Source organism: Dialister sp. UBA1703 (genome assembly GCA_002320515.1).
In the GTDB taxonomy this organism is placed as follows: Bacteria; Bacillota; Negativicutes; order Veillonellales; family Dialisteraceae; genus Dialister.
In genome coordinates, this window is record DCJJ01000145.1 from 3,257 (window position 1) to 24,363 (window position 21,107).

Below are 21,107 nucleotides of genomic sequence, written 5' to 3' on the forward strand. Positions count from 1 at the left end.
GCATTGCATAAAAATTCAAGAATAAAATCAGATAACGATTTAATCAGCGCTTCCCTAAAGATTGACCGGCCTTTCGGCCAGAGGGTTCGCAAGTTTGACAGCCCTTCGGGCTGAGGGTTCAGGAATCGCCGCTCCGCGGCGATGAGTTTTGTAATCAGCGTTACATGCTTGCCTTCTCACCGGAACGGCTCCCCGGTTTTATCCAAATTGGCGGCGCAGCCGCCAGCCACAACCCTCGGCTCCATAGAGGCCTGTCAAACTTTAAACCTTTCAGCCCCCAGAGCCTGTCAAACTTCGCCTGCCCGGCAGGCGTCACCCTTCGCGCGACAGGCGCGTCACCTTCCTCTCAGCTTATCCAGTTTTTCCTGTACCGACAGGGGAATGGCTCTCCCTATCTCGCTTCGGAGATTCTTTCTGTTATTGTGGCTGATGAAGGTATTCTGCACCGCCTTGTCTTCCTGAAGGGCCCGCATGAGGTCGTCCACCGCCACCCGGTAGGCGCCGTTTCCAAGAACCTGCACCTGTTCCGGGCCATCGGAGGTAACGACGAAAATATGGCGGTACTCCTCCTTCCGGCGATAGGACTCCTTTTCTATGTAGCTGTCCGCAGTCATGCGGGAAGGGGTAAAGACTACGGTAAAAGAATCGGCCAGTTCTTCCACCTTTGCCTTGTTTGATTTCCCCTGTCCGTCAAAGACGATAATCACTTCCACGTGATTATGGGCGCCGAAGTCCTGCAGCAGATCCATCAGCTTTTTCCGTCCCGATTCCAGGTCGCTCCGGTCAAACAGGTCAGGCCGCCAGAATATCACATTATATCCGTCTACCAGGTAGAGATCCTTCATGACCTGCCCCTCTGCCTGGCCGCTTCATAAATCAGAAGGGCTGCCGCCACCGATACATTAAGGGAGGAAACCTGGCCTTTCATGGGAATCCGCACGCAGAAATCACACATTTTCCGGGTAAGGGGGCTCACGCCCTTTCCCTCCGCCCCCATGACGATGACCAGGGGCCCCTTCATGTTGGCATCAAAGTAGAGGCTTTCGCCGTCCATGTCGGCGCCTACCACCCAGAATCCCTTTTCCTTCAGTCCCTCCAGGGTCTGCCGGATGTTGCCTGTCTGGCACACCGGCAGGTAGGCAAAGGCGCCGGCGGCGGTCTTCATGGCCGCTGCCGTTACCGGCGGGCTCTTATGTTTCGGAAGGAGCACTGCCGCCGCGCCGGCACATTCCGCCGTACGGACGATAGCCCCCAGATTGCGTACATCCTCCAGGCCGTCCAGCAGGATGAGGATGGGGTCCTTCCCCTCCCAGTCTGCCAGCACCCGGTCCAGATCTGCATATTCGTAGGGCTTCAGGAGGGCCGCCGCTCCCTGGTGGACCACGCCGCCGGCCATATTGTCCAGCCGCTCTTCCGGCACTTCCTCCACCGGCACTCCATATTTTTCAGCCAGTTTTACCATGGAAAGAAGGCGGTCATCCTTCTTCCCTTCCTTCACGAATACCTTCCGCACGCCCTGACTTTTCAGGAATTCGGTAACGCTGTTTCTGCCACAGATAAGGAGGGAGTCTCCTGCCCCCTCCTTCTTTGCCGGCCTTCCCCTTTTCCCGGAAAATGCCGGCTTCCTTTCGCCGCCCCTTCCGGCTTTGAAAGACGCTCTTTCTCTTTTATCCGTTTTCATGGCTCATTTCTCCTGCCACATACTTCAGGCTCTTTTCAAGGATGAAATCGAGACGCTTCTGCTGCCCCGACAGGTACAGATACCCCAGAAGGGCTTCAAAGGCCGTGGACTCCCGGTATTCCTCCACCGTAGCGCTCTTTGGCACATGGGAGCTTGTATTTCTTGCCCTTTTGGACACCTTCAGCTCCCGGTCATTCAAAAGCTCCCTGATTTCAAAAAGAATGCGGCTCTGCCAGCGGGCGGAAACGATTTCCGATGCCAGACTGTTCAATATCTGTACATTGTAAATGCCCGTATCAATGAGGGCCTTCCTGATGAAGAAGGACCAGCAGGCATCCCCTATGTAAGCCAGAGTGAGCGCATCCATGGAAAAGACCTCCTGTTCACCAAGAACAGGAGCTTCCTTTCCGATCTTGTGAGCCATCTGCTTTTTCAGAAATAGGACTCTCTTAAACTCCACGTTTCTTCCACCTTGCTCCTGTAGGAGTATCTTCAATCACGATACCGATTTCACCCAGCTTATCCCGGATTTCATCGGCCAGCTGGTACTGCTTTGCCTTTCTGGCGGACTGGCGGACAGAGAGGATGACATTCATGAGATCATTGTAATCCTTGTCATCATAAGCTTCCGTCTTCTTCCATTCCTTTTCCAGAATGCCCAGGATATCCAGAATGGTCTTGAAGGCTTTGCCTGCCTTTTCCAGGGCGCCCTTGTCAAAGCCTGTGCCGCCGTGCACATCGTTGTAGTACACATTGATTGCTTTGGCCAGGTCAAACATGGCACCGGTAGCAAGGCCTGTATTGAGATCATCATCCATGGCTTCATGGAAGACCTTCATATCTTCTTCTGCAGCCTTTTCAAGGGCCCTGGACGTTTCCGTCACTTCGCTGCCTTCCCGGCCGGACAGTTCCTTCACCCGGGCAATGACATCCTTCAGCTTGTCCATGTTCTTTTCTGCTTCTTCCAGACGGTCATCGGAGAAATCCAGGGGACTTCTGTAATGGGTGGACAGGAGGAAGTAGCGGAGGGCATCACCGGAATATTTCTCCAGCACATCCTTCACCAGGAAGAAATTATTGAGGGACTTGCTCATCTTTTCCGAATTGATGGTAATGAAGCCGTTGTGGAGCCAGTAATCTACGAAATGGCATCCGGTGCAGCCTTCGGACTGGGCGATTTCATTTTCATGGTGCGGGAAAATCAAGTCGGAGCCGCCGCCATGGAAATCAAAGGTCTTGCCCAGGTAATGGATGGACATGGCGGAGCATTCGATATGCCAGCCAGGACGTCCCTTGCCCCAGGGGCTTTCCCAGAAAGGTTCACCGGGCTTAGCAGCCTTCCACAGCGCGAAATCGCCGGGGTTCTTCTTTTCATCGTTCACTTCGATGCGGGCACCGGCCAGCATGTCTTCCACTTTGCGGCCGGACAGTTTTCCGTAATTATCGAAAGTGGAAATATCATAATACACATCGCCGCCCAGTACATAGGCATGGCCCTTTTCGATAAGGGTTTCCACCATTTTGATAATATCATCCATGTGATCGGATACCCGGGGGTATACATCCGCCCGGCGTACATGGAGCGCATCCATCACCTGGAAATAAGCATCAATGTAACGGTCGGAAATAGTCTTCCAGTCTGTGCCTTCCGCATTGGCCTTGTTGATGATTTTATCATCCACATCGGTGAAGTTCTGTACAAATTCCACCTTGTAGCCCACATATTCCAGGTACCGGCGGATCACATCCCAGGTCACAGCCGGACGGGCATTGCCGATGTGGGGATGGTTATAGGGCGTTACACCGCATACATAAATCTTTGCTTCCCCCGGAGTAATAGGCTTAAATACTTCCTTTTCCTTCGTCAGCGTGTTATACACTTTAATTTCTTCCATTTAGATTCCTCCATTTTAGGATAGTTAGTTAGTGATCTAGTGTGCTAGTGATCTAGTGAGCTGGTTAGCTAGTGATCTGGTGTGCTAGTTTACTAGCTGGTTAGTGGGCTAGGGATCCACTAGTACACCAGTACACTAGTACACCAGCCCACTAGTACACTTTAAAAGACCGCCGCCTCACAGAGACGGTGGCCCGTTATTCCACTCTGTCGGCAAAAGCCGCTCACAGCCTTATCGCCGGCCCGCGGAAAAGGATACTTCATTCCCCTTTTCAGCTCGCAGATGCATTTCCTGAAAGTTCTCCGGACATTCACACCTTCCATGCCCTCTCTGAAGAATCGCTGTCAGTACTTCTTCCGTTCATCGCCTGAATATGTCTGATTTCCTATGCAGAAATCGAATGTTTAAATAAGCATAGGCAGCTGACCTGGCTTTTGACCCCACACTCGCCTGCTGGAGCTTTCGCTACCCGGTGTCTTCCTCTCACTACTAACCCTCTCGGTTTTCCCGGCAGGACTTACTTCTAAACCGCACCATGCTCAGCAGGATTTTCCTGCGTTACGTGGATCGCTTTGGCTGCGACTACCATCGACTTTCAGCCACAGACCTGCAAATGCTTATTTATTATTATAGATTCGACAGGTGGAACCTGTCAATATGAAATCAGCGAAAAGTGAAACCCATACCTGCCCTTTCACTGAAAAAGCACCCCTGCAGGAGCAGGAGTACTTTTCATGCAGAAATCTTACGCTTCGACTGCGTCCCCCTCTGTGGGTTCGGGGATTTTGCCTTTCAGATCATGGTCTGTCATAGCGCAGACAGCGGAGTCGGACCATACATTTTCAGCCGTTTCGATCATATCGATAATGGTGTAAATGGGAAGGATGACACCCATAATGCCGATGGGAGCGCCGATGCCGCTCATGAGGGAAAGGGTCAGGAAATAGCAGCCCATGGGAACGCCGGCGTTGCCGATGGCCGCCAGTACTGCCACAAAGAGCCAGGTAATCATGGTGGGCATGGACATGTCATAGCCTGCATTCTGCATGACAAAGAGGGACGTCACCAGAATGAAGGCAGCGCAGCCATTCATGTTGATGGTGGTGCAGATAGGAAGGACGAAACGGGAAACGGCGGGATTGGCCTTCATATTATGTTCCGCAGACGCCAGGGTGACCGGCAGGGTGCCGGCGGAGCTCTTAGTGAAAAGGGCTACCGCAATGGCAGGAGACATTTTCTTGAATACGCGAATGGGATTCAGTCCTCTGGCCATAAGGAAAATAGGAATGACGATGAAGAACTGGATCACATTGCTGCCGATGATGACGGCGGTGTACTTGCCAAGGGCGCCTACAATGACACCTGCTTCGATCTGGGCAGAAAGCTGGGCGGAGAATGCCAGAATGCCTACGGGAAGGATGAAGAGCAGGGCACGGATGAGGGTGAAAAGCAGTTCCTGGAATCCCAGAATGCCCTTCATCAGGATGTCCCTGTTTTCCGTCTTAGGCATGAAGGCAAGACCAAGGCCGAAGGAAGCGGCAATGATCATGACAGCCAGCACATTGCCCGACAGGAATGGCTGGAGCAGGTTATTGGGGATAACCCCCAGGATGTGATCATAATAGGTGAGATGACCCAGCTTCTGGGGCACATTGGCCGTGCCGGCGCCGATAATATCAGCAGGCAGGTTGCCCGGTGCAATCCACAGGAACATGAGAAGGCCGATGCCTGCGGCACAGATGGTGGTGAGCAGGGTATAGGTCACTGCATGGGCAAAAATACGTCCCGTTTCCTTTTTTCCCCCCAGCTGGGCCAGGGTGGTAATCACCGCCAGGGCAATGGTGGGCACTGCGATGAACTGGAAAAGACGGGTAAACACAGTGGCAATAAAGGTAAATAATTCATTCAGCGGCTTGATGCCCAGCCAGCCTAAAGCTGCGCCAACCACCAGAGCCAGCATCCACAGTACGAACTGGCGGCCCTGCTTCTTGCTCTTATTGGCCTCCAGCGCCTTTTGTGCAGCTGCCTGCACTTCCTCATTTTTCTTCATAAAAACCTCCTGAAAAACACTGAAAATATGCTAAGGAACCATTTCCAGGGGTTTACCATAAAAAAAGTCTTTCATCCCCTTGGGACGAAAGACTCGTGATTACCACCCAGATTCACATGGACGTCACCATCCATGCCTCTTCAGGTTTCCTTCCTTGTAGAAACCATGATTCTGTAACGGGAATTCCCGGAAAGGCATACTGGATTCCGCCTTTCAGCTCAGAAACGCACTTCCATTTCCCCTGTCCCGTCCGCTTTCACTCTCCGGACTCGCTATGGAAACATAAAGAAAATGTACTCTTTTCCCTCATTGCTTGAAACGTCCATACTATATCACGGTATAGAAGCTCTGTCAAGGAAAATGATTCATACCAGCCGCTTCCGCCATACCCCCTGGTGCCAGCGCCAGAAGAAAACCAGCCCTCGGGTGCATTCATCCGCCGCCATGGCAATCCATATGCCTGCCAGCCCCCAGTACAGGTGCACCCCCAAAAGCCAGGCGCCGAAGGTGGCCACAGACCACATGAAAACAATGCCTATGGTAATGGGCGCCTTCACGTCGCCCGATGCATTGAGGGCCATAACCATGCACATATTCACCGCCCTGCCGATTTCCAGGAAGATTTCAATGAAAAGGATGGTTTTCCCAAGAGCCAGCACCTCGGGATCCGAAGTAAAAATAGAAAGCACCCCATCGGCATTCAGATAAAGCAGGGTGGCAATGGAACCGGAAAGAACCATGGCCACGGAAATGGTAAACTTCACCCGCCGGTCCACTTCCTCATTATCCCCGGCCCCTTTGAAATAGCCCACCAGGATCTGGGTAGCCATGGCCAGGGACTGGGAATACACATAGCTCATCATGGCAATGATATAGCAGTACACCTTGGCAGTAATGACCACCACGCCGAAAATATTGACAAACTTCATGATCACCGTCTGGGACAGCTGGTAAGAAAAAGTCTCTCCGCCGGAAGGGATGCCCAGATAGAGTATCTTGTGCAGCGTATCCCAAGGAAAGGGCCGGAGATAGTGCAGGGAAAACCGCACTGGCGTATACCGGTGAAACAGATAGACGATAAGGAAGAAGCCAATGAATTTGGAAATATTGGTGGAAATGCAGACCCCCGCCACCCCAAGGGAAGGAATGGGCCCCAGACCGTGGATGAGCGCCATATTTCCTGCAATATTGGTTATATTCATCACCAGGGAGCAGATCATGGTGAGCTTTAGCAGGGCAAATCCCCGAAGGAAGGAAATAAAAGCCATGTACATGCTCTGGATAAAAACAAAAAGTCCTATCCAGCGGATATAAAGAGAAGCGTCCCTCCATATTTCATGAGGAATTCCCAACGCCTGCAGAAAGAAATCATCAAAGAAAAAGAGGGAAAGACTGATCACCGCCCCCAGCACCAGATTCGTAAACAGCGCCACCGTGCAGACCTCATTTACCTTTCCCATATTCCCTGCACCCCGATGATGGGCGATAAGGATGGTAGCCGCCTGGGAAAGCACCGCCAGCGTAAGAATGACCAGGTTAAACACCACATTATCATTCCCCACCGCCGCCACACTGTCCTGGGAATACCGGCTCAGCATAAACTGGTCCACATTGGGCACCATCATCTGCAGCGCCGTCTCTATAAAAATAGGAACTGACATGGAAAATACAGTCCACCGGCTCCGGTACAGCTCATGAGATTTCATATGTTCCTCCTTCTCTTACAGGTTACTTATGATACCACCTGCCTCCCCTCACTGCAAGGAAATATGAAAAAGCAGGAAACATTCAGAATTTTTCCTCATGACCCCTTGCAAAATTTCTCCGTATAAGGCATAATAGAGGACGTCAGAGACATGGGCGATTAGCTCAGCTGGGAGAGCGTCTGCCTTACAAGCAGAATGTCAGCAGTTCGATCCTGTTATCGCCCACCAATAGAAAAGACACTATGTGATTTGCTCCATAGTGTCTTTTTGTTTTACCTGTCTTCCCCTGTTGCTTCCCTTCCCACCGGCCAGCGGACAGCGGCCAGCAGATAGTTGTCCTACTGCCCCGGAGATTTCTCGACTCCTCAAATCATACTGCCTCTTCATATGTCCCTCCAATTCCTCATGTTCCCCCGCTCGAAATGACGATACGGCGGGCCCCACTCCCCCCACCAGCTAACTAGAACACTAGTCCACTAGTACACCAGCCCACTAGTGCACTAATCCTTTTCTAATAAAAAAGCTGTTGCAAAAGCGGGGAAGATTTGTTATTATAATTGACGTACTCACGTACAGATTCCTGAATAGCTCAGCCGGTAGAGCGCGTGACTGTTAATCACGATGTCGCAGGTTCGAACCCTGCTTCAGGAGCCAGTGGCCTGTTCGTCAAGTGGTTAAGACACCGCCCTTTCACGGCGGGTTCGGGGGTTCGAATCCCCCACAGGTCACCATGGGCGATTAGCTCAGCTGGGAGAGCGTCTGCCTTACAAGCAGAATGTCAGCAGTTCGATCCTGTTATCGCCCACCATGAAAAAGACACTATGTGATTCGCTCCGTAGTGTCTTTTTGTTTTACCTGCCTTCCCCTGTATCATTTAACCTCCTGCATCCGCGATTCACAATTTTTTTGCGCGTCGCTCTCGCTCCTTCAAAAAATGTTCTCTGCGGAACCAGTTCGATCCTGTTATCGCCCACCAATAAAGAAGACACTATGTGATTCGCTCCATAGTGTCTTTTTTATTTTACCTTTCTTCCCCTGCCATTTCCCAGCGGACAGCCGATAGCCGATGGATGTCCCCCTATCCTCCTGCATAGAGACCCACAATAAATGAGATGGCATTGTCCCCTGCCCCACCGTCATTTCGAGCGCAGCGGAGTCGAGAAATCTCCCTCCTCTATGGTTCACCTGTGGTGACCTGAAACTCCGAAGTTCAGATGATGGATAGAACAGAAGCCACCCCTTTCTCATCGTCTCGGGATGGCCATGCAGCAAACAGCTTACCACCATCCCATAGAGTATAGCAGCAAAAAAGCCGTGAAGAAATGATTTCCATTTCTCCACGGCTTTTTTGCAACGATTTTATTCTTCCATAGGAAGGGTAGATCCTCCTACCGGAATCACATAGACGCTGGCATCCTTTCCCATCTTGTCCAGGGCTGCATCCACAGCGGTCTGGAGGTCATGGAAAGGTGTCATATTGGCCTTGGTCACCATGCCATCCTCCATGTCGGTTACCAGATAAATGCTGCATTTCTTCTGCACCAGTGCCAGAGCCGCCGACTTATGGCCGCCCAGTTCGAAGTGTTCATGGATGGCTTTGATACGGTCATCGGGAGTATCATACTTCCGGATCCATTCGCCGAAGACGCTGCTGCCGTAGCCTTCTTTGCAGGAAGCAGCCACCACCATAATGCCCCCTTCTTTGACTGCATGCTTGGCATTATCGATGGACTTCTGGGCCTGGTACAGGTTGATATCCTTCGGATAGCCGCCGGTGGAAACGATGACCACGTCCGCCGGCTTGTCGATTTTGATTTTATAAATGCTGTCCAGGAAACGGCAGGCTTCCCGATGGGCCTGGATGCGGTCGCCGGCAGCTGCAAAGGCGATTTTCTTATGGTCGTCCAGGGCCACGTTTACGATGAAGTCCACAGGGCAGAAATCATAAACCTCTTCAATGTCTTCCCTTACCGGATTGCCTTCCAGATGGCCGGCATAGGCGCCGGGACGGATCATATTCTTATGGTTGGCCTGGATGGCATCATGGGAGGATACGCCGGGCATGATGGCTTTCATGCCGCCGGAATAGCCGGCAAAATAATGGTATTCCACATTGCCTGTCAGAATGCGGCGATCCGCTTCCGCCACGGTTTTGAAAATGTCCACGGAAGTACCGTTTTTGCAGGTGCCCATATGGACGCACTGCTCCGGATCACTGTCCATGCATTTGATGCGGCTGTAAATGTCTTCCCCTACCAGCCGTTTCATTTCTTCTTCCGTCTGTTTTCTGTGGGAGCCAAGGCCGAAGACCACCGTAATGTCCTCATCCTTTACCCCTGCCTTTTCCAGTTCTTCCACCACGCAGGGAACCATGACCCAGGAAGGCGCCGGCCTGGTCACGTCGCTGGCTACGATAACCACCTTTTCCCCGGGCTTCACAATTTCAGAAAGTCTGGGCGTTCCGATAGGATGAGCCAGCGCCCGCTTCACCTCTGCCGCCTCCGATTCCACCGCCGGACACTGCTTCGGATTCAGCTCCACCGGATGATGGCTGTCATCCACGTGAAAAGGTACATAATCCTTGAAATACTTAATCTTGAATTCCATTCCTTCCATCTCCTTTTATCATAAAAACGAAGTGCAAAACGATGTATTTCTATATTATTATACAATACTTCAATCTGGATTCCCACAGGAAGATGGATAACCCAGTCATCCATAGAGGCAAAAAAAGGGGGCTGTGAAAAAATGTAAATCATTTTTTCACAGCCCCTTTTTAATCCTGCTTATTTCCGGTCAGCCAGGTAAGCCTTCAGTGCATCGGCCAGTCTCTTTACGCCTTCTTCGATGACATCGTCGTCATTGTAGGAGAAGTTCAGGCGGAAGAAGTTCTTCTTCTTGGACTGGGGGAAGAAGGAGTCGCCCGGTACGTAAGCCACTTTTCTTTCCAGCGCATACTGGAAGAGGTCACGGGCATTGCAGCCTTCCGGCAGTTCAACCCAGAGGAAGAGGCCGCCGTGTGGATAGGTGCATTTCACATCGGAGGGGAAATACTTCTTGATGGCATCGCACATGACGTCGCGGCGATGACCGTAGAGCTTGCAGTTTTCCTTGATATGGCCTTCGAAATCATAGTTCTTCATGTACATAGCCACTTCACGCTGGGTAACAGAAGGAGTAGCCAGGTCGGTGGAGCCTTTGACCAGGTCGAACTTCGGCAGCAGTTCATCGTTCAGAACCATCCATGCCAGTCTCATGCCGGGAGCCAGGGTCTTGGAGAAGGTGCCGGAGTACATTACCAGGTGTTTCGGATCCATGGTGATGAGAGGAGCGATTTCTTCGCCTTCGAAGCGGAGATCGCCGTAGGGGTTGTCTTCAAATACGGGAATTTCGTACTTGGTTACGATTTCCATAAATTTCTTGCGGCGTTCCAGGCTCATGCAGCGGCCGCTGGGGTTCTGGTAGTTCGGAATAACGTAGATGAATTTCACCTTGTCATTGGTGGCCAGTACCTTTTCCAGTTCTTCCGGAATGATGCCGTCATCGTCGGTGGGGATTTCTACATAGTCAGGCTGTTCGAAATCGAAAGCGCCGATAGCGCCCAGGTATGTCGGGCTTTCGCAGACTACCACGTCACCCTTGTTCAGGAATACGCGGCCGGTAATGTCCAGGCCCTGCTGGGAACCGGTAACGATCATAATGTTCTTCGGATCCACTTTGTACATACCCATGGGCTGGTACATGCGGTTCATGCGGTCAGCAATCGCCTGGCGGAGACCCATGAAGCCAAGGGACGGACCGTACTGCATGGCGCCGGCACCATCTTCTTCTCTGACTTTGATGGCTACTTCAGTGAGTTCCTTCAGCGGGAATGTCTTCGGAGCAGGAAGACCGCCGGCAAAGGAAATAATATCCGGCTGAGCGGTGAGCGCCAGAAGGGGGCCCAGATCGGAACCTTTCATATTTGCAAGTACATCAGAAAAACGAATTGCCATAAAAATCTCTCCTTTACTCTTGAAAATCGAAATGAAGACTCATCCCGTTTTCGTGGATTTTAGGAAACGCTCTGTAAATGAATCACTGCGTTCCGAAAAGGAACGATTCATTCCATGCTTTCCAGGTATATTGCGTCTGCTGCAGGAAATCCCGTGGTGACAGCCAATATATGAATATTCTTATTGTAAAGCCGCCTTTGGCGGATGTCAATATATGCCAGTGAACTAGGAAATGGGGACTGGGGACCGGGGAGTGGGAATCGGGGACCGGCAACTGGCAGCCGGCAGCTGGGCAGGTTCTTCTTTCCCTTTTTGCCCAATAAAAAAGCTGCCTTGCGGCAGCAGGTCGATTACTGTTTATTCATAGATGCCAGTTCCAGTAAAGCCCAGGAGATTTCTTCCTGTTTTTCTTCTTCAATAATAACTTCGTTTTCAACCTGCTGTTCTTTCATTGTTGTGAGTGCCTCCATTAAAAGAACCCGCTTCACCACGGGCTGTAACAAATACTTTGTATGCGTATAATATATATCTTTTATACCCCATTATCCAATATTTCTTTTATAAAGTTTGTCCCCTCATCTGAAGGGTGATTCATATATACCAGAGTATAGAAATTTCAGGAAATCGGTTGATTCATACATGGTCTGCAGGGTATCGGTCAATCAGGAGTGCAGGAAAAGGTATAGAGCCATCATAACAGGTCAAATACTTTTGTAATTATATGATTCATAGTACGCAGGCTATGTTTTGGAAATAGTGAACCTGCGGGCTGCCTGCCAGCTGACAGGATACGCAAGGGGCAGTACATAACGTCCCGACCCCGGCCCCTGTTGCGCTGAAGGCGCTCCCCGCCACACGCAAAAAGCAGCGGCTCTTTGTCCGCTGCTTTTTATGTGTCAATCTTTCAGTGTTCCCACGATTTCGTTGATGTCTTTGACGTTATTTTTATCACACCATTCGTCCATTTCGTTCACGATGCGTTCCATGGCTGTGGGATCGGCCAGGTTGGCGGTGCCTACCTGTACGGTGCTGGCGCCGGCCATCATGAATTCGACGACGTCTTCGCCGGTCATGATGCCGCCTAAGCCGCAGACGGGGATGTGTACGGCTTTGGCTGTCTGCCATACCATGCGGAGGGCTACGGGTTTGATGGCGGGGCCGGAGAGGCCGCCGGTGATGTTGCCCAGGATGGGGCGGCGGGTGCGGGTGTCGATGGCGATGCCAAGGAGTGTGTTGATGAGGGAGATGCTGTCAGCCCCTGCGTCTTCCACGGCTTTGGCAATGGAGACGATGTCGGTGACGTTTGGTGACAGTTTCACGATCACCGGCAGGGTGGTGGCGTCCTTGACGGCTCTGGTGACGGCGGCTGCCTGGGCGGGGTCGGTGCCGAAGGCGGCGCCGCCTTCTTTGACGTTGGGGCAGGAGATGTTCACTTCCAGGGCGGAAATGCCGGGGACGGTGAGCATTCTGGCGCATTCGGCGTATTCTTCCACGCTCTTTCCCACCATGTTGGCGATGAAGGCGGTAGGAAGTTTCCTGACTTCCGGCAGGTAGTGCTGGATGAACCAGGGGGCGCCGGGGTTTTCAAGGCCGATGCAGTTCAGCATGCCCGAGGTGGTTTCGACCACGCGGACGCCTTCGTTTCCTTTCCAGGGGGTGGGCGCCAGGCCTTTGCCGGAGAGGGCGCCGATTTTTTTCATATCTATGTAGTCCGAAAGTTCCAGGCCATAGCCTACGGTGCCGGAAGCGCCGATGACGGGGCTGGCCATGGGGATGCCCAGATAGTTTACTGTAAGGCTGCTCATAAGACCACCTCCTCTGCATTGAATACAGGACCGTCGGCGCAGACTTTGTAGTGGCCTTTGCCGTCTTTCCTGTCGCATACGCAGCCAAGGCAGGTGCCGATGCCGCAGCCCATGCGTCTTTCCATGGAAACTTCGCAGAAAACGCCGGCTTCTTTTGCCATTTCTGCGGCGGTTCTCATCATGATGCCGGGGCCGCAGACGCAGGCTTCGTCCACTTTTTCTTCAGCGAAGAGTTTGGGCAGCACGGACACGGAGAAGCCTTTGATGCCGTAGGAGCCGTCGTCGGTGGTGACGATGATCTGCCGTATTTTCTTCGGGAAGAGGTCTTTCCAGAAGACTTCTTCCTTATTTCTGCCGCCGATGACTACGGTCATCTGGCCTTCCCGGGAGGCCCTTGCCATGAAGAGGATGGGGGCGATGCCTACGCCGCCGCCGATGCCTACGATATGGGCCTTGTCCATATCAAAGGAGGTGCCCAGGGGCCCCAGGCAGTCCAGGGTGTCCCCCACTTTCAGATGGGACATGGCTTCTGTCCCTTTTCCCACAATGCGGTAGATGATTTCCACAATGCCCCTGCCTGGATCGGTGCCGGCGATGGAAATGGGACGGCGCAGGATATAGCGGGGATCGTTCACTTTCACATGGATGAACTGGCCCGGTTTCGCTTCTTTGGCGATGCGGGGCAGTTCGATCTGCATGAGCCAGATATCAGGGCCCACATGGTTATGGAGCCGGATGATTCCTTTTTCTACAAAACCTGACATGGTATTACTCCTTCACATAGTCCTGGATGGCTTCTACATGATGTTCGGCGCCGCCGGTGGAGGCCATGACGCGGAGCACTTCCTTGGCCGTATCCAGGGAGGTAATGCAGGGGATGGCCAGTTCCACCGCAATGCGGCGCAGGTCATATCCTTCCTGCTCGATCTGGCTGCCGTAGGAAATGGTATTCAGCACCATATCCACTTTGCCCGATTTCAGATACTTTTCGCAGTTTTCCCCTTTTTCATGGATCTTCTTGATGATTTCCACGGGGATGCCGAGGCTCTGGAAATAGGAACCAGTGCCGGAGGTGCAGATGAGGTGGTAGCCCAGGTCTACGAAGCCTTTTGCCAGTTCTGCGGTTTCCGGTTTATCCCGGTCGCTGACGGTGATGAGCACATTGGCGCCGGCAGGAACCATGAGGTTGGCTGCCACTACGGCCTTGTAGAGGGCTTCCTGGTAGGTGTGGCCGATACCCATGACTTCACCGGTGGATTTCATTTCCGGTCCCAGCTTGATTTCTACCAGTCCCAGTTTGGAGAAGGAGAAGACGGGGGCCTTGATGGCCACGTAGTTCTTCGGCGGCACCAGTCCCAGGGGCAGGCCCAGGATATGGAGCGGTTCGCCCAGGGCCACGCGGGTGGCGTATTCTACCATGTTGATGCCGGTAATCTTGCTCATGAAGGGCACGGTACGGCTGGCGCGGGGGTTCACCTCGATGACGTAGACTTTGCCGCCTACCACGATGAACTGGATGTTTACCAGACCTTTGACATTCATGGCGCAGGCAATGTCTTTCGTGTACTTCGTCAGGGTGTCGATGACTTCAGGAGACAGGTGCTGGGGCGGGTACACGGCAATGGAGTCGCCGGAGTGGACGCCGGAGCGTTCGATCTGTTCCATGATGCCTGGGATGCATACGTCCACGCCGTCGGAGATGGCGTCGATTTCCACTTCACGGCCCACCATGTACTGGTCGATGAGGACGGGGTGTTCATGGGAAGCCACCACCGCTTCTTTCAGGTACTGGCGAAGCTCTGCCTGGTCATAGACGATCTGCATGGCCCGGCCGCCCAATACGTAGCTGGGGCGTACGATGAGGGGGTATTCCAGCTCTGCTGTTTTCTGCATGGCTTCTTCCACGCTTTCCACCAGGCAGCCCTTCGGACGGGGGATGCCCAGCTGGCCGCAGAGGGTGTCGAACCGTTCTCTGTCTTCTGCCATGTCGATGGATTCATTGGAGGAGCCGATGATGCGGATGCCTCTCTTGGCCATGGGGGTGGCCAGGTTGATGGCGGTCTGGCCGCCGAACTGGCAGATCACGCCTTCCGGTTTTTCCTTTTCAATAACTTCCATCACGTCCTGCTCAGTGAGGGGTTCGAAATAGAGAGAGTCGGAGGTATCAAAGTCGGTGGATACGGTTTCCGGGTTGTTGTTGATGACGATGGATTTCTTTCCTGCCTTTTTCAAGGCCCAGGAGGCATGGACGGAGCAGTAGTCGAATTCAATGCCCTGGCCGATGCGGATGGGGCCGGAGCCGAAGACTACCACAGAGCCTTTGCCCTGGGGTTTCACTTCATCTTCGGCGCCGTAGGTGGAGTAGTAGTACGGAGTGTGGGCTTCAAATTCAGCGGCGCAGGTATCGACCATTTTGAAATCGGGGTGGAAAGCCAGTTTCTTTTTGAAATTTTCCACTTCCTTGACCGTCACTTCTGCAAAGTGGGCAATGGCTTCATCAGGCATCTGGATCCGTTTGGCCGCTTTCAGGGTGTCTTCGGTGAGGCCTTCCTTCAGGAGGCGTCTTTCCATTTTGATGATATTCTGGATTTTATAGATGAAGAAGAGATCGATGCGGGTAATGCGATTGATTTCTTCCGGCTCGATGCCGCGGCGGAGGGCTTCGGCCACCACGAAGATTCTTTCATTGTCGATGCGCTTCAAAAGGCAGCGGATATCATAGAGAGACTGGCTGTCCAGTTTCTTGAGGTGCAGATACCCCTCTCCCACTTCCAGGGACCGGAGGGCTTTGAGGAGAGCCCCTTCCAGGGTGCGGTCCAGGGCCATCACTTCGCCGGTAGCCTTCATCTGGGTGCCGATTTCACGGTCCGCCAGGGTGAATTTTTCGAAAGGCCAGCGGGGGAATTTGCAGACCACATAGTCAATGGACGGTTCGAAGCAGGCCTTCGTATTGCCTGTAATGGCATTGGTGATTTCATCCAGATGCATGCCCAGGGCTACCTTGGCTGCCACTTTGGCAATGGGGTAGCCGGTGGCTTTGGATGCCAGGGCGGAGGAACGGCTCACGCGGGGATTGACTTCGATCACATAGTACTGGTTCGTCTTGGTATCCAGGCCGTACTGCACGTTGCAGCCCCCTTCGATCTGGAGGTAGCGGATGATATTGATGGAAGCCGTGCGGAGCATCTGGTACTGGCCGTCGGTCAGGGTCTGGGTGGGGGCCACTACGATGGAGTCGCCGGTGTGGACGCCTACGGGGTCGATGTTTTCCATGGCGCAGACAATGATGCAGTTGTCGGCGCTGTCCCGCATGACTTCAAACTCCACTTCCTTCCATCCTGCAATGGACCGTTCCACCAGGATCTGGTTGATAGGAGACAGCTTGATGCCGCGGTTGGCGATTTCTTCCATTTCATACCGGTCATGGGCAATGCCGCCGCCGGTGCCGCCCAGGGTATAGGCGGGGCGGATGATGACAGGGTAACCGATTTTATCGGCAAAAGCCACGGCCGGTTCCAGTTCTTCAAAAATTTCCGATTCCGGTACGGGCTGATGGATTTCTTCCATGGCTTCCTTGAAAAGTTCCCGGTCTTCCGCATGTTTGATGGCATGGAGGGAGGAGCCCAGAAGCTTCACGTTGTATTTTTCCAGCACTCCTGCTTCGGAGAGCTGCACTGCCATGTTGAGGCCCACCTGGCCGCCCAGGGTAGCCAGCAGGGCATCCGGTCTTTCTTTCTTAATGACTTCCGTCACAAAAGGCAGGGTAATCGGTTCGATGTAGACCCGGTCTGCAATGTCCACGTCCGTCATAATGGTGGAAGGATTGCTGTTTACCAGGACCACTTCCACCCCCTCTTCCCGAAGGGAGCGGCAGGCCTGGGTGCCGGCGTAGTCAAATTCCGCTGCCTGGCCGATGACGATGGGGCCGGAACCGATGACAAGGACTTTCTTCACGTCTTTATTAATCATTTTTTAAATTCCTCCATGGCCTTGGTAAATTCAGCAAAGAGATAGAAATTATCCTTCGGTCCCGGAGATGCTTCCGGATGGTACTGCACGGCCTGGATAGGCAGGGTCTTGTGGCGGATGCCTTCGATGGTACCGTCGTTCACGCTGCGGTGAGTCACTACGATGGAGTCCGGAAGGCCTTCATCGGAAATGGCGTAGCCGTGGTTCTGGCTGGTAATGTACACCCTTCCCGTGCGCAGATCCTTCACCGGATGGTTGGAGCCACGATGGCCGAAGGGCAGCTTGAAGGTGTGGCCGCCAAGAGCGGTGGCCAGCATCTGGATGCCCAGGCAGATGCCGAAAATGGGGCGCTTTCCGATGAGCTTCTTCACCGTATCCACCACATAGGGCACATCCTTGGGATCCCCCGGTCCGGGAGAAAGGAAAATGCCGTCGGGATTGCCGGCCAGCAGCTCTTCAGCCGATGTATGGGCAGGAAATACGTGGACCGTGCAGTCATTGGCTGCCAGGCTCACCAGGATATTCTTCTTGAGGCCGCAGTCCAGAAGGGACACCTGGTATTTCCCATTTCCATAGGTATAGGGATAGGCCGTGGTCACCCGTTCCACCTGGTCCCGATGGAGGGGCTTTGCCAGCTCTGCCTGGATGAATTCCTCGCTTCTCTCGGCGCTGACGATGATGGCCTTCATGACGCCCTGGGTGCGGACCATGCGGGTCACCGCCCGGGTATCCACATTGTAGAGGCAGGGCACATGGTATCTTTCGATGAAATCAGTAATCTTTTCCTTGCATTCCCAGTTGCTCGGATGATCTGCAATCTGGTCCAGCACATAGCCGGCAGCGGCGGGTTTCCTGTTCTGCATGAACAGGTCGTTGGCGCCGTAATTGCCGATTAATGGATAGGTCAGAGTCAGGATCTGCCCTTCATAGGAGGGATCTGTGAAACATTCCTGGTATCCTGTCATGCCCGTATTGAAAACCAGTTCTCCCAGACCTTCCACCGTTCCCAGAAGGTCCCCTTCGAAACGGGCGCCGTTTTCCAAAATCAAGAGGCCTTTCATTTGAGCACCTTTCCTTCTTTCATAACCACTTCCCCATCTACCACGGTGAGGACTGCCTTTCCTTTCAGGGTAATATTTTCATAGGGAGTAAAGAGAGACTTGGTGTAGAGGTCTTCCCCATGCACCGTCCACTCCTTCTCCGGATCAAATACAGTAATATCTGCAGGAGCGCCTTCCCTCAGCACGCCGCCTTCCACGCCCAGGAGCCTGGCAGGGTTCACGCTCATGAGCTCCACAATGCGGTCCAGCGTAAAGCCCTGCTGGTGATAAAGCACGGTCAGCGTGGAAGCCAGAGACGTTTCCAGCCCCGCAATGCCATTGGGCGCGCAGTTGAAGGGCACATTCTTTTCCTCATTGCAGTGAGGCGCATGGTCCGTCATGATGGCATCGATGGTGCCGTCCCGCAGCCCTTCGATGAGAGCCTGCCGGTCCTCTTCGCTGCGGATAGGAGGAGCCATCTTGAAAGCCGTATCATAATCCTTCAGCCATTCATCAGTGAAATAGAGATGCTGGGCCGTCACTTCCGTAGAGCAGTTCACGCCCTTCCTCTTCGCTTCCCTAATGAGGTCCACCGCCTTTTTGCTGGACACATGGGCGATATGGATATGGCAGCCTGTGAGCTCGGAAAGGAGCAGATCCCGGGCTACCGCAATATTTTCCCCTGCTGCCGGCCGTCCGGTGACGCCCATGGCATAGGACACTTTGCCTTCATTCATGAAACCGCCGCCGCACATGGTCATGTCTTCGGCGTGGTCAATCACCATTTTATGGAGCATATCCGCATACTCCATGGCCCGGCGCATGAAATTGGCATTTTCCACATAATGGCCGTCATCGGAGAAAGCCACAGCCCCGTCGGCTGCCATATCTCCCATTTCAGAGAGCTGCTTTCCTTCCAGATTTTTGGAAATGGAACCGATAACGCTTACCTTCACCACGCCCACATCTTCTGCCCGCTTCTGCACATCCCGGAGAACCGCGGAATTATCGATGACAGGCTTCGTATTGGCCATGGTCGCCACCCGGGTGATCCCGCCGGCAGCAGCCGCCTCAGTGCCTGTATGGATATCTTCCTTCGCTTCCTGCCCCGGTTCGCGGAGATGCACATGCATATCAATGAGCCCCGGCGCCACCACCAGACCCTTAGCGTCAAACACTTCCACATCACTTTCCGGGACGGGGATTTCCTTTGCTATTTTCTGAATCTTTCCATTCTCTACGAGGATATCTCCCACTTCATGCTGCTTTTCTGCGGGATTTACAATGGTTCCGTTTTTAATTAAGAGCATCAATGTCTTTCCCCTCCGTCAGTGTCAAATACTCCAGAGCCATACGCACAGCCACGCCGTTGCGCACTTCCTCCTGGATCCAGGACTTCTCATCATAAGCCACATCATAACCGATTTCGATGCCCCTGTTCATGGGACCGGGGTGAATCACCGCCACATCCGGTTTGCACAGAGCCAGCCGCTTCTTATTGATGCCAAAGAGACGGGCATACTCGCGGGTAGTAGGAATGAAACCGGCAGCCGCCCTTTCCAGCTGGATACGGAGAATATTGATGGCATCCGCATCCTTCAGCGCCGTTTCCAGATCATCATCCACAATGCAGCCCATGGCTTCCAGCTCCTTCGGCACCAGCGTACGGGGTCCCACCAGATGCACCTCGGCACCCAGCTTCGTAAATCCCACGATATCGCTCCGGGCCACCCGGGAATGAAGAATATCGCCGATAATCACATATTTCATGCCCTTGATATTCTTCCCCGCTTCCTTCAGCGTAAAGAGCTCCAGAAGCGCCTGGCTGGGATGGGCATGGGCCCCGTCGCCGGCATTCAGCACCACCGGCACCTTCACCTTCGGGCTCATCACTTTGGATGCAAAAAGAGCGGCACCCTCTGACGAATCACGAATAATCACTGCATCCACTCCCATTGCGGAAACGGTAAGCAATGTATCTCGCATGCTTTCACCTTTCGTCATCGAGCTGCCGCTCTTTGTAATATTGATCACATCGGCTCCCAAATATTTACCGGCAAGCTCGAAAGAACTGCGTGTTCTGGTAGATGCTTCGGAAAACACTGTCACCATGGATTTCCCTTTGAGGAAATCTCTCTTCTTGTTGTCAGACAAAACAATCTTTTTCATCTGTGCTGCTACTTGAAGGATCCGTTCAATCTCCTCCGCTGAAAAATCAGCTAAGGCGAGAACCGAACGACCTTGTAGTGAAATCGCGCTCATGCCGGCCTCCTAATTCATAACATCAAAATAGTTATCTCTATAATCATATAGAAACAGCACCGTTTTTTCAATAGGGTAGAAAAATTAAAATCTCCTTATACGAAAACAGTGCCTCATCCATACTCTTGTACATATTATATGATAAAGAGGCAGAGGGTTCAAAGGTATTTGACACGCCTTCGGCGTGAGGGTTGACGGGGCTTCGCCCCGAGGGTTCTTAAGGTTCGTAAGTTTGACGCGCCTTCGGCGCGAGGGTTGTGGTGGCGGCTGACGCCGCAGATTATAAAAAAGGGGCGCGGCTGGCGCCGCGGGTTGTGTAGAAGGGTTGCGTCGCTTCGCTCAGGGGGCAACGGCCCTTCGGGCCGAGGGTGGTGGTATCGCCCTCTCGGGCGATGAGTATAAAGTCAGCGTTACGGGATTTACTTTCAGTGTTATATGGCTTGATTGGCATTCTGGTGATTAGCCGCTACGCGGCTCCCCCTTATCCGGCTGCGCCGGACTTTCCCCCATCCGGGGGACAGAATAAATCGCTCTATGCTTTCCTGCAGAGACATGGCTCCATGGCTAAGCACCCATAGTCCCACCGCTTGCGGGGGGAAGGTGGTGCCGTAAGGCACCAAAGGGGGAAAACGCCGAAATGGTACGTGAAGTATATGACTCGCTGTTTTTCTCTTCATATCTCTCGTTTCCCCTTGAGGTGGCAA

The 21,107-nt window shown here is 53.0% G+C and carries 14 protein-coding genes, 4 tRNA genes and 1 other annotated feature; of the genes, 4 read left to right on the forward strand and 14 right to left on the reverse strand.

What is annotated here, in order from left to right:
- Nucleotides 1-335: 335 nt before the first annotated feature.
- The 6 genes from B2Y11_RS06300 to B2Y11_RS06325 all read right to left on the reverse strand — a co-directional run bounded on the left by B2Y11_RS06300 (nucleotide 336) and on the right by B2Y11_RS06325 (nucleotide 7,332).
- A complete protein-coding gene (locus tag B2Y11_RS06300) occupies nucleotides 336-845 on the reverse strand; it encodes an NYN domain-containing protein (protein ID WP_291057428.1) in 510 nt (169 codons plus the stop codon).
- Nucleotides 842-1,681 (reverse strand): 23S rRNA (guanosine(2251)-2'-O)-methyltransferase RlmB, encoded by an 840-nt coding sequence (gene rlmB / locus B2Y11_RS06305; protein ID WP_291057430.1) that lies wholly within the window; start codon nucleotides 1,679-1,681, stop codon nucleotides 842-844. Before rlmB ends, B2Y11_RS06300 begins: the two co-directional genes overlap by 4 nt.
- Nucleotides 1,668-2,141 carry a Mini-ribonuclease 3 gene (locus B2Y11_RS06310; RefSeq protein ID WP_291057432.1) on the reverse strand — a complete coding sequence of 158 codons (474 nt, stop codon included), beginning with the start codon at nucleotides 2,139-2,141 and terminating at the stop codon, nucleotides 1,668-1,670. The genes rlmB and B2Y11_RS06310 overlap by 14 nt, the downstream gene beginning before the upstream one ends.
- A complete protein-coding gene (gene cysS, locus B2Y11_RS06315) occupies nucleotides 2,131-3,576 on the reverse strand; it encodes a cysteine--tRNA ligase (RefSeq protein ID WP_291057434.1) in 1,446 nt (481 codons plus the stop codon). The genes B2Y11_RS06310 and cysS overlap by 11 nt, the downstream gene beginning before the upstream one ends.
- A gap of 745 nt (nucleotides 3,577-4,321) precedes the next feature.
- Complete coding sequence (locus B2Y11_RS06320; RefSeq protein WP_291057435.1) at nucleotides 4,322-5,626, reverse strand: dicarboxylate/amino acid:cation symporter; 1,305 nt, start codon at nucleotides 5,624-5,626, stop codon at nucleotides 4,322-4,324.
- Nucleotides 5,627-5,703: 77 nt separating this feature from the next.
- Nucleotides 5,704-5,945 (reverse strand) — a binding site (T-box leader).
- A 46-nt stretch (nucleotides 5,946-5,991) separates the two neighbouring features.
- Nucleotides 5,992-7,332 carry an MATE family efflux transporter gene (locus B2Y11_RS06325; protein ID WP_291057437.1) on the reverse strand — a complete coding sequence of 447 codons (1,341 nt, stop codon included), beginning with the start codon at nucleotides 7,330-7,332 and terminating at the stop codon, nucleotides 5,992-5,994.
- Between the two features lie 152 nt (nucleotides 7,333-7,484).
- On the opposite strand from B2Y11_RS06325, the gene B2Y11_RS06330 reads away from it, so the two are divergent.
- The 4 genes from B2Y11_RS06330 to B2Y11_RS06345 all read left to right on the forward strand — a co-directional run bounded on the left by B2Y11_RS06330 (nucleotide 7,485) and on the right by B2Y11_RS06345 (nucleotide 8,140).
- A tRNA-Val gene (locus tag B2Y11_RS06330) sits at nucleotides 7,485-7,560 on the forward strand.
- Nucleotides 7,561-7,910: 350 nt separating this feature from the next.
- Nucleotides 7,911-7,986 (forward strand) — tRNA-Asn (locus B2Y11_RS06335).
- 2 nt (nucleotides 7,987-7,988) lie between these two features.
- Nucleotides 7,989-8,063, forward strand: a tRNA-Glu gene (locus B2Y11_RS06340).
- A gap of 1 nt (nucleotide 8,064) precedes the next feature.
- Nucleotides 8,065-8,140: transfer RNA gene (locus tag B2Y11_RS06345), tRNA-Val, on the forward strand.
- A 551-nt stretch (nucleotides 8,141-8,691) separates the two neighbouring features.
- Here the strand turns inward: B2Y11_RS06345 and larA are convergent.
- The 8 genes from larA to B2Y11_RS06385 all read right to left on the reverse strand — a co-directional run bounded on the left by larA (nucleotide 8,692) and on the right by B2Y11_RS06385 (nucleotide 20,403).
- On the reverse strand, nucleotides 8,692-9,939 hold the full coding sequence (larA, locus tag B2Y11_RS06350) for a nickel-dependent lactate racemase (RefSeq protein WP_291057439.1): 1,248 nt from the start codon (nucleotides 9,937-9,939) through the stop codon (nucleotides 8,692-8,694).
- A gap of 179 nt (nucleotides 9,940-10,118) precedes the next feature.
- Nucleotides 10,119-11,327, reverse strand: coding sequence for a PLP-dependent aminotransferase family protein (locus B2Y11_RS06355; protein ID WP_291057441.1), 1,209 nt, complete (start codon nucleotides 11,325-11,327; stop codon nucleotides 10,119-10,121).
- 896 nt (nucleotides 11,328-12,223) lie between these two features.
- Nucleotides 12,224-13,132 carry a dihydroorotate dehydrogenase gene (locus tag B2Y11_RS06360; RefSeq protein ID WP_291057443.1) on the reverse strand — a complete coding sequence of 303 codons (909 nt, stop codon included), beginning with the start codon at nucleotides 13,130-13,132 and terminating at the stop codon, nucleotides 12,224-12,226.
- A complete protein-coding gene (locus B2Y11_RS06365; RefSeq protein ID WP_291057445.1) occupies nucleotides 13,129-13,896 on the reverse strand; it encodes a dihydroorotate dehydrogenase electron transfer subunit in 768 nt (255 codons plus the stop codon). The genes B2Y11_RS06360 and B2Y11_RS06365 overlap by 4 nt, the downstream gene beginning before the upstream one ends.
- 4 nt (nucleotides 13,897-13,900) lie before the next feature.
- Nucleotides 13,901-17,098: a carbamoyl-phosphate synthase large subunit gene (gene carB, locus B2Y11_RS06370; RefSeq protein WP_291057457.1), complete on the reverse strand. Its 3,198-nt coding sequence runs from the start codon at nucleotides 17,096-17,098 to the stop codon at nucleotides 13,901-13,903.
- On the reverse strand, nucleotides 17,098-18,162 hold the full coding sequence (gene carA / locus B2Y11_RS06375) for a glutamine-hydrolyzing carbamoyl-phosphate synthase small subunit (protein WP_273097157.1): 1,065 nt from the start codon (nucleotides 18,160-18,162) through the stop codon (nucleotides 17,098-17,100). The genes carB and carA overlap by 1 nt, the downstream gene beginning before the upstream one ends.
- Nucleotides 18,159-19,454 (reverse strand): dihydroorotase, encoded by a 1,296-nt coding sequence (locus B2Y11_RS06380; protein WP_291057448.1) that lies wholly within the window; start codon nucleotides 19,452-19,454, stop codon nucleotides 18,159-18,161. Before B2Y11_RS06380 ends, carA begins: the two co-directional genes overlap by 4 nt.
- Nucleotides 19,438-20,403 carry an aspartate carbamoyltransferase catalytic subunit gene (locus tag B2Y11_RS06385; RefSeq protein WP_008858666.1) on the reverse strand — a complete coding sequence of 322 codons (966 nt, stop codon included), beginning with the start codon at nucleotides 20,401-20,403 and terminating at the stop codon, nucleotides 19,438-19,440. The genes B2Y11_RS06380 and B2Y11_RS06385 overlap by 17 nt, the downstream gene beginning before the upstream one ends.
- Between the last annotated feature and the right edge of the window lie 704 nt (nucleotides 20,404-21,107).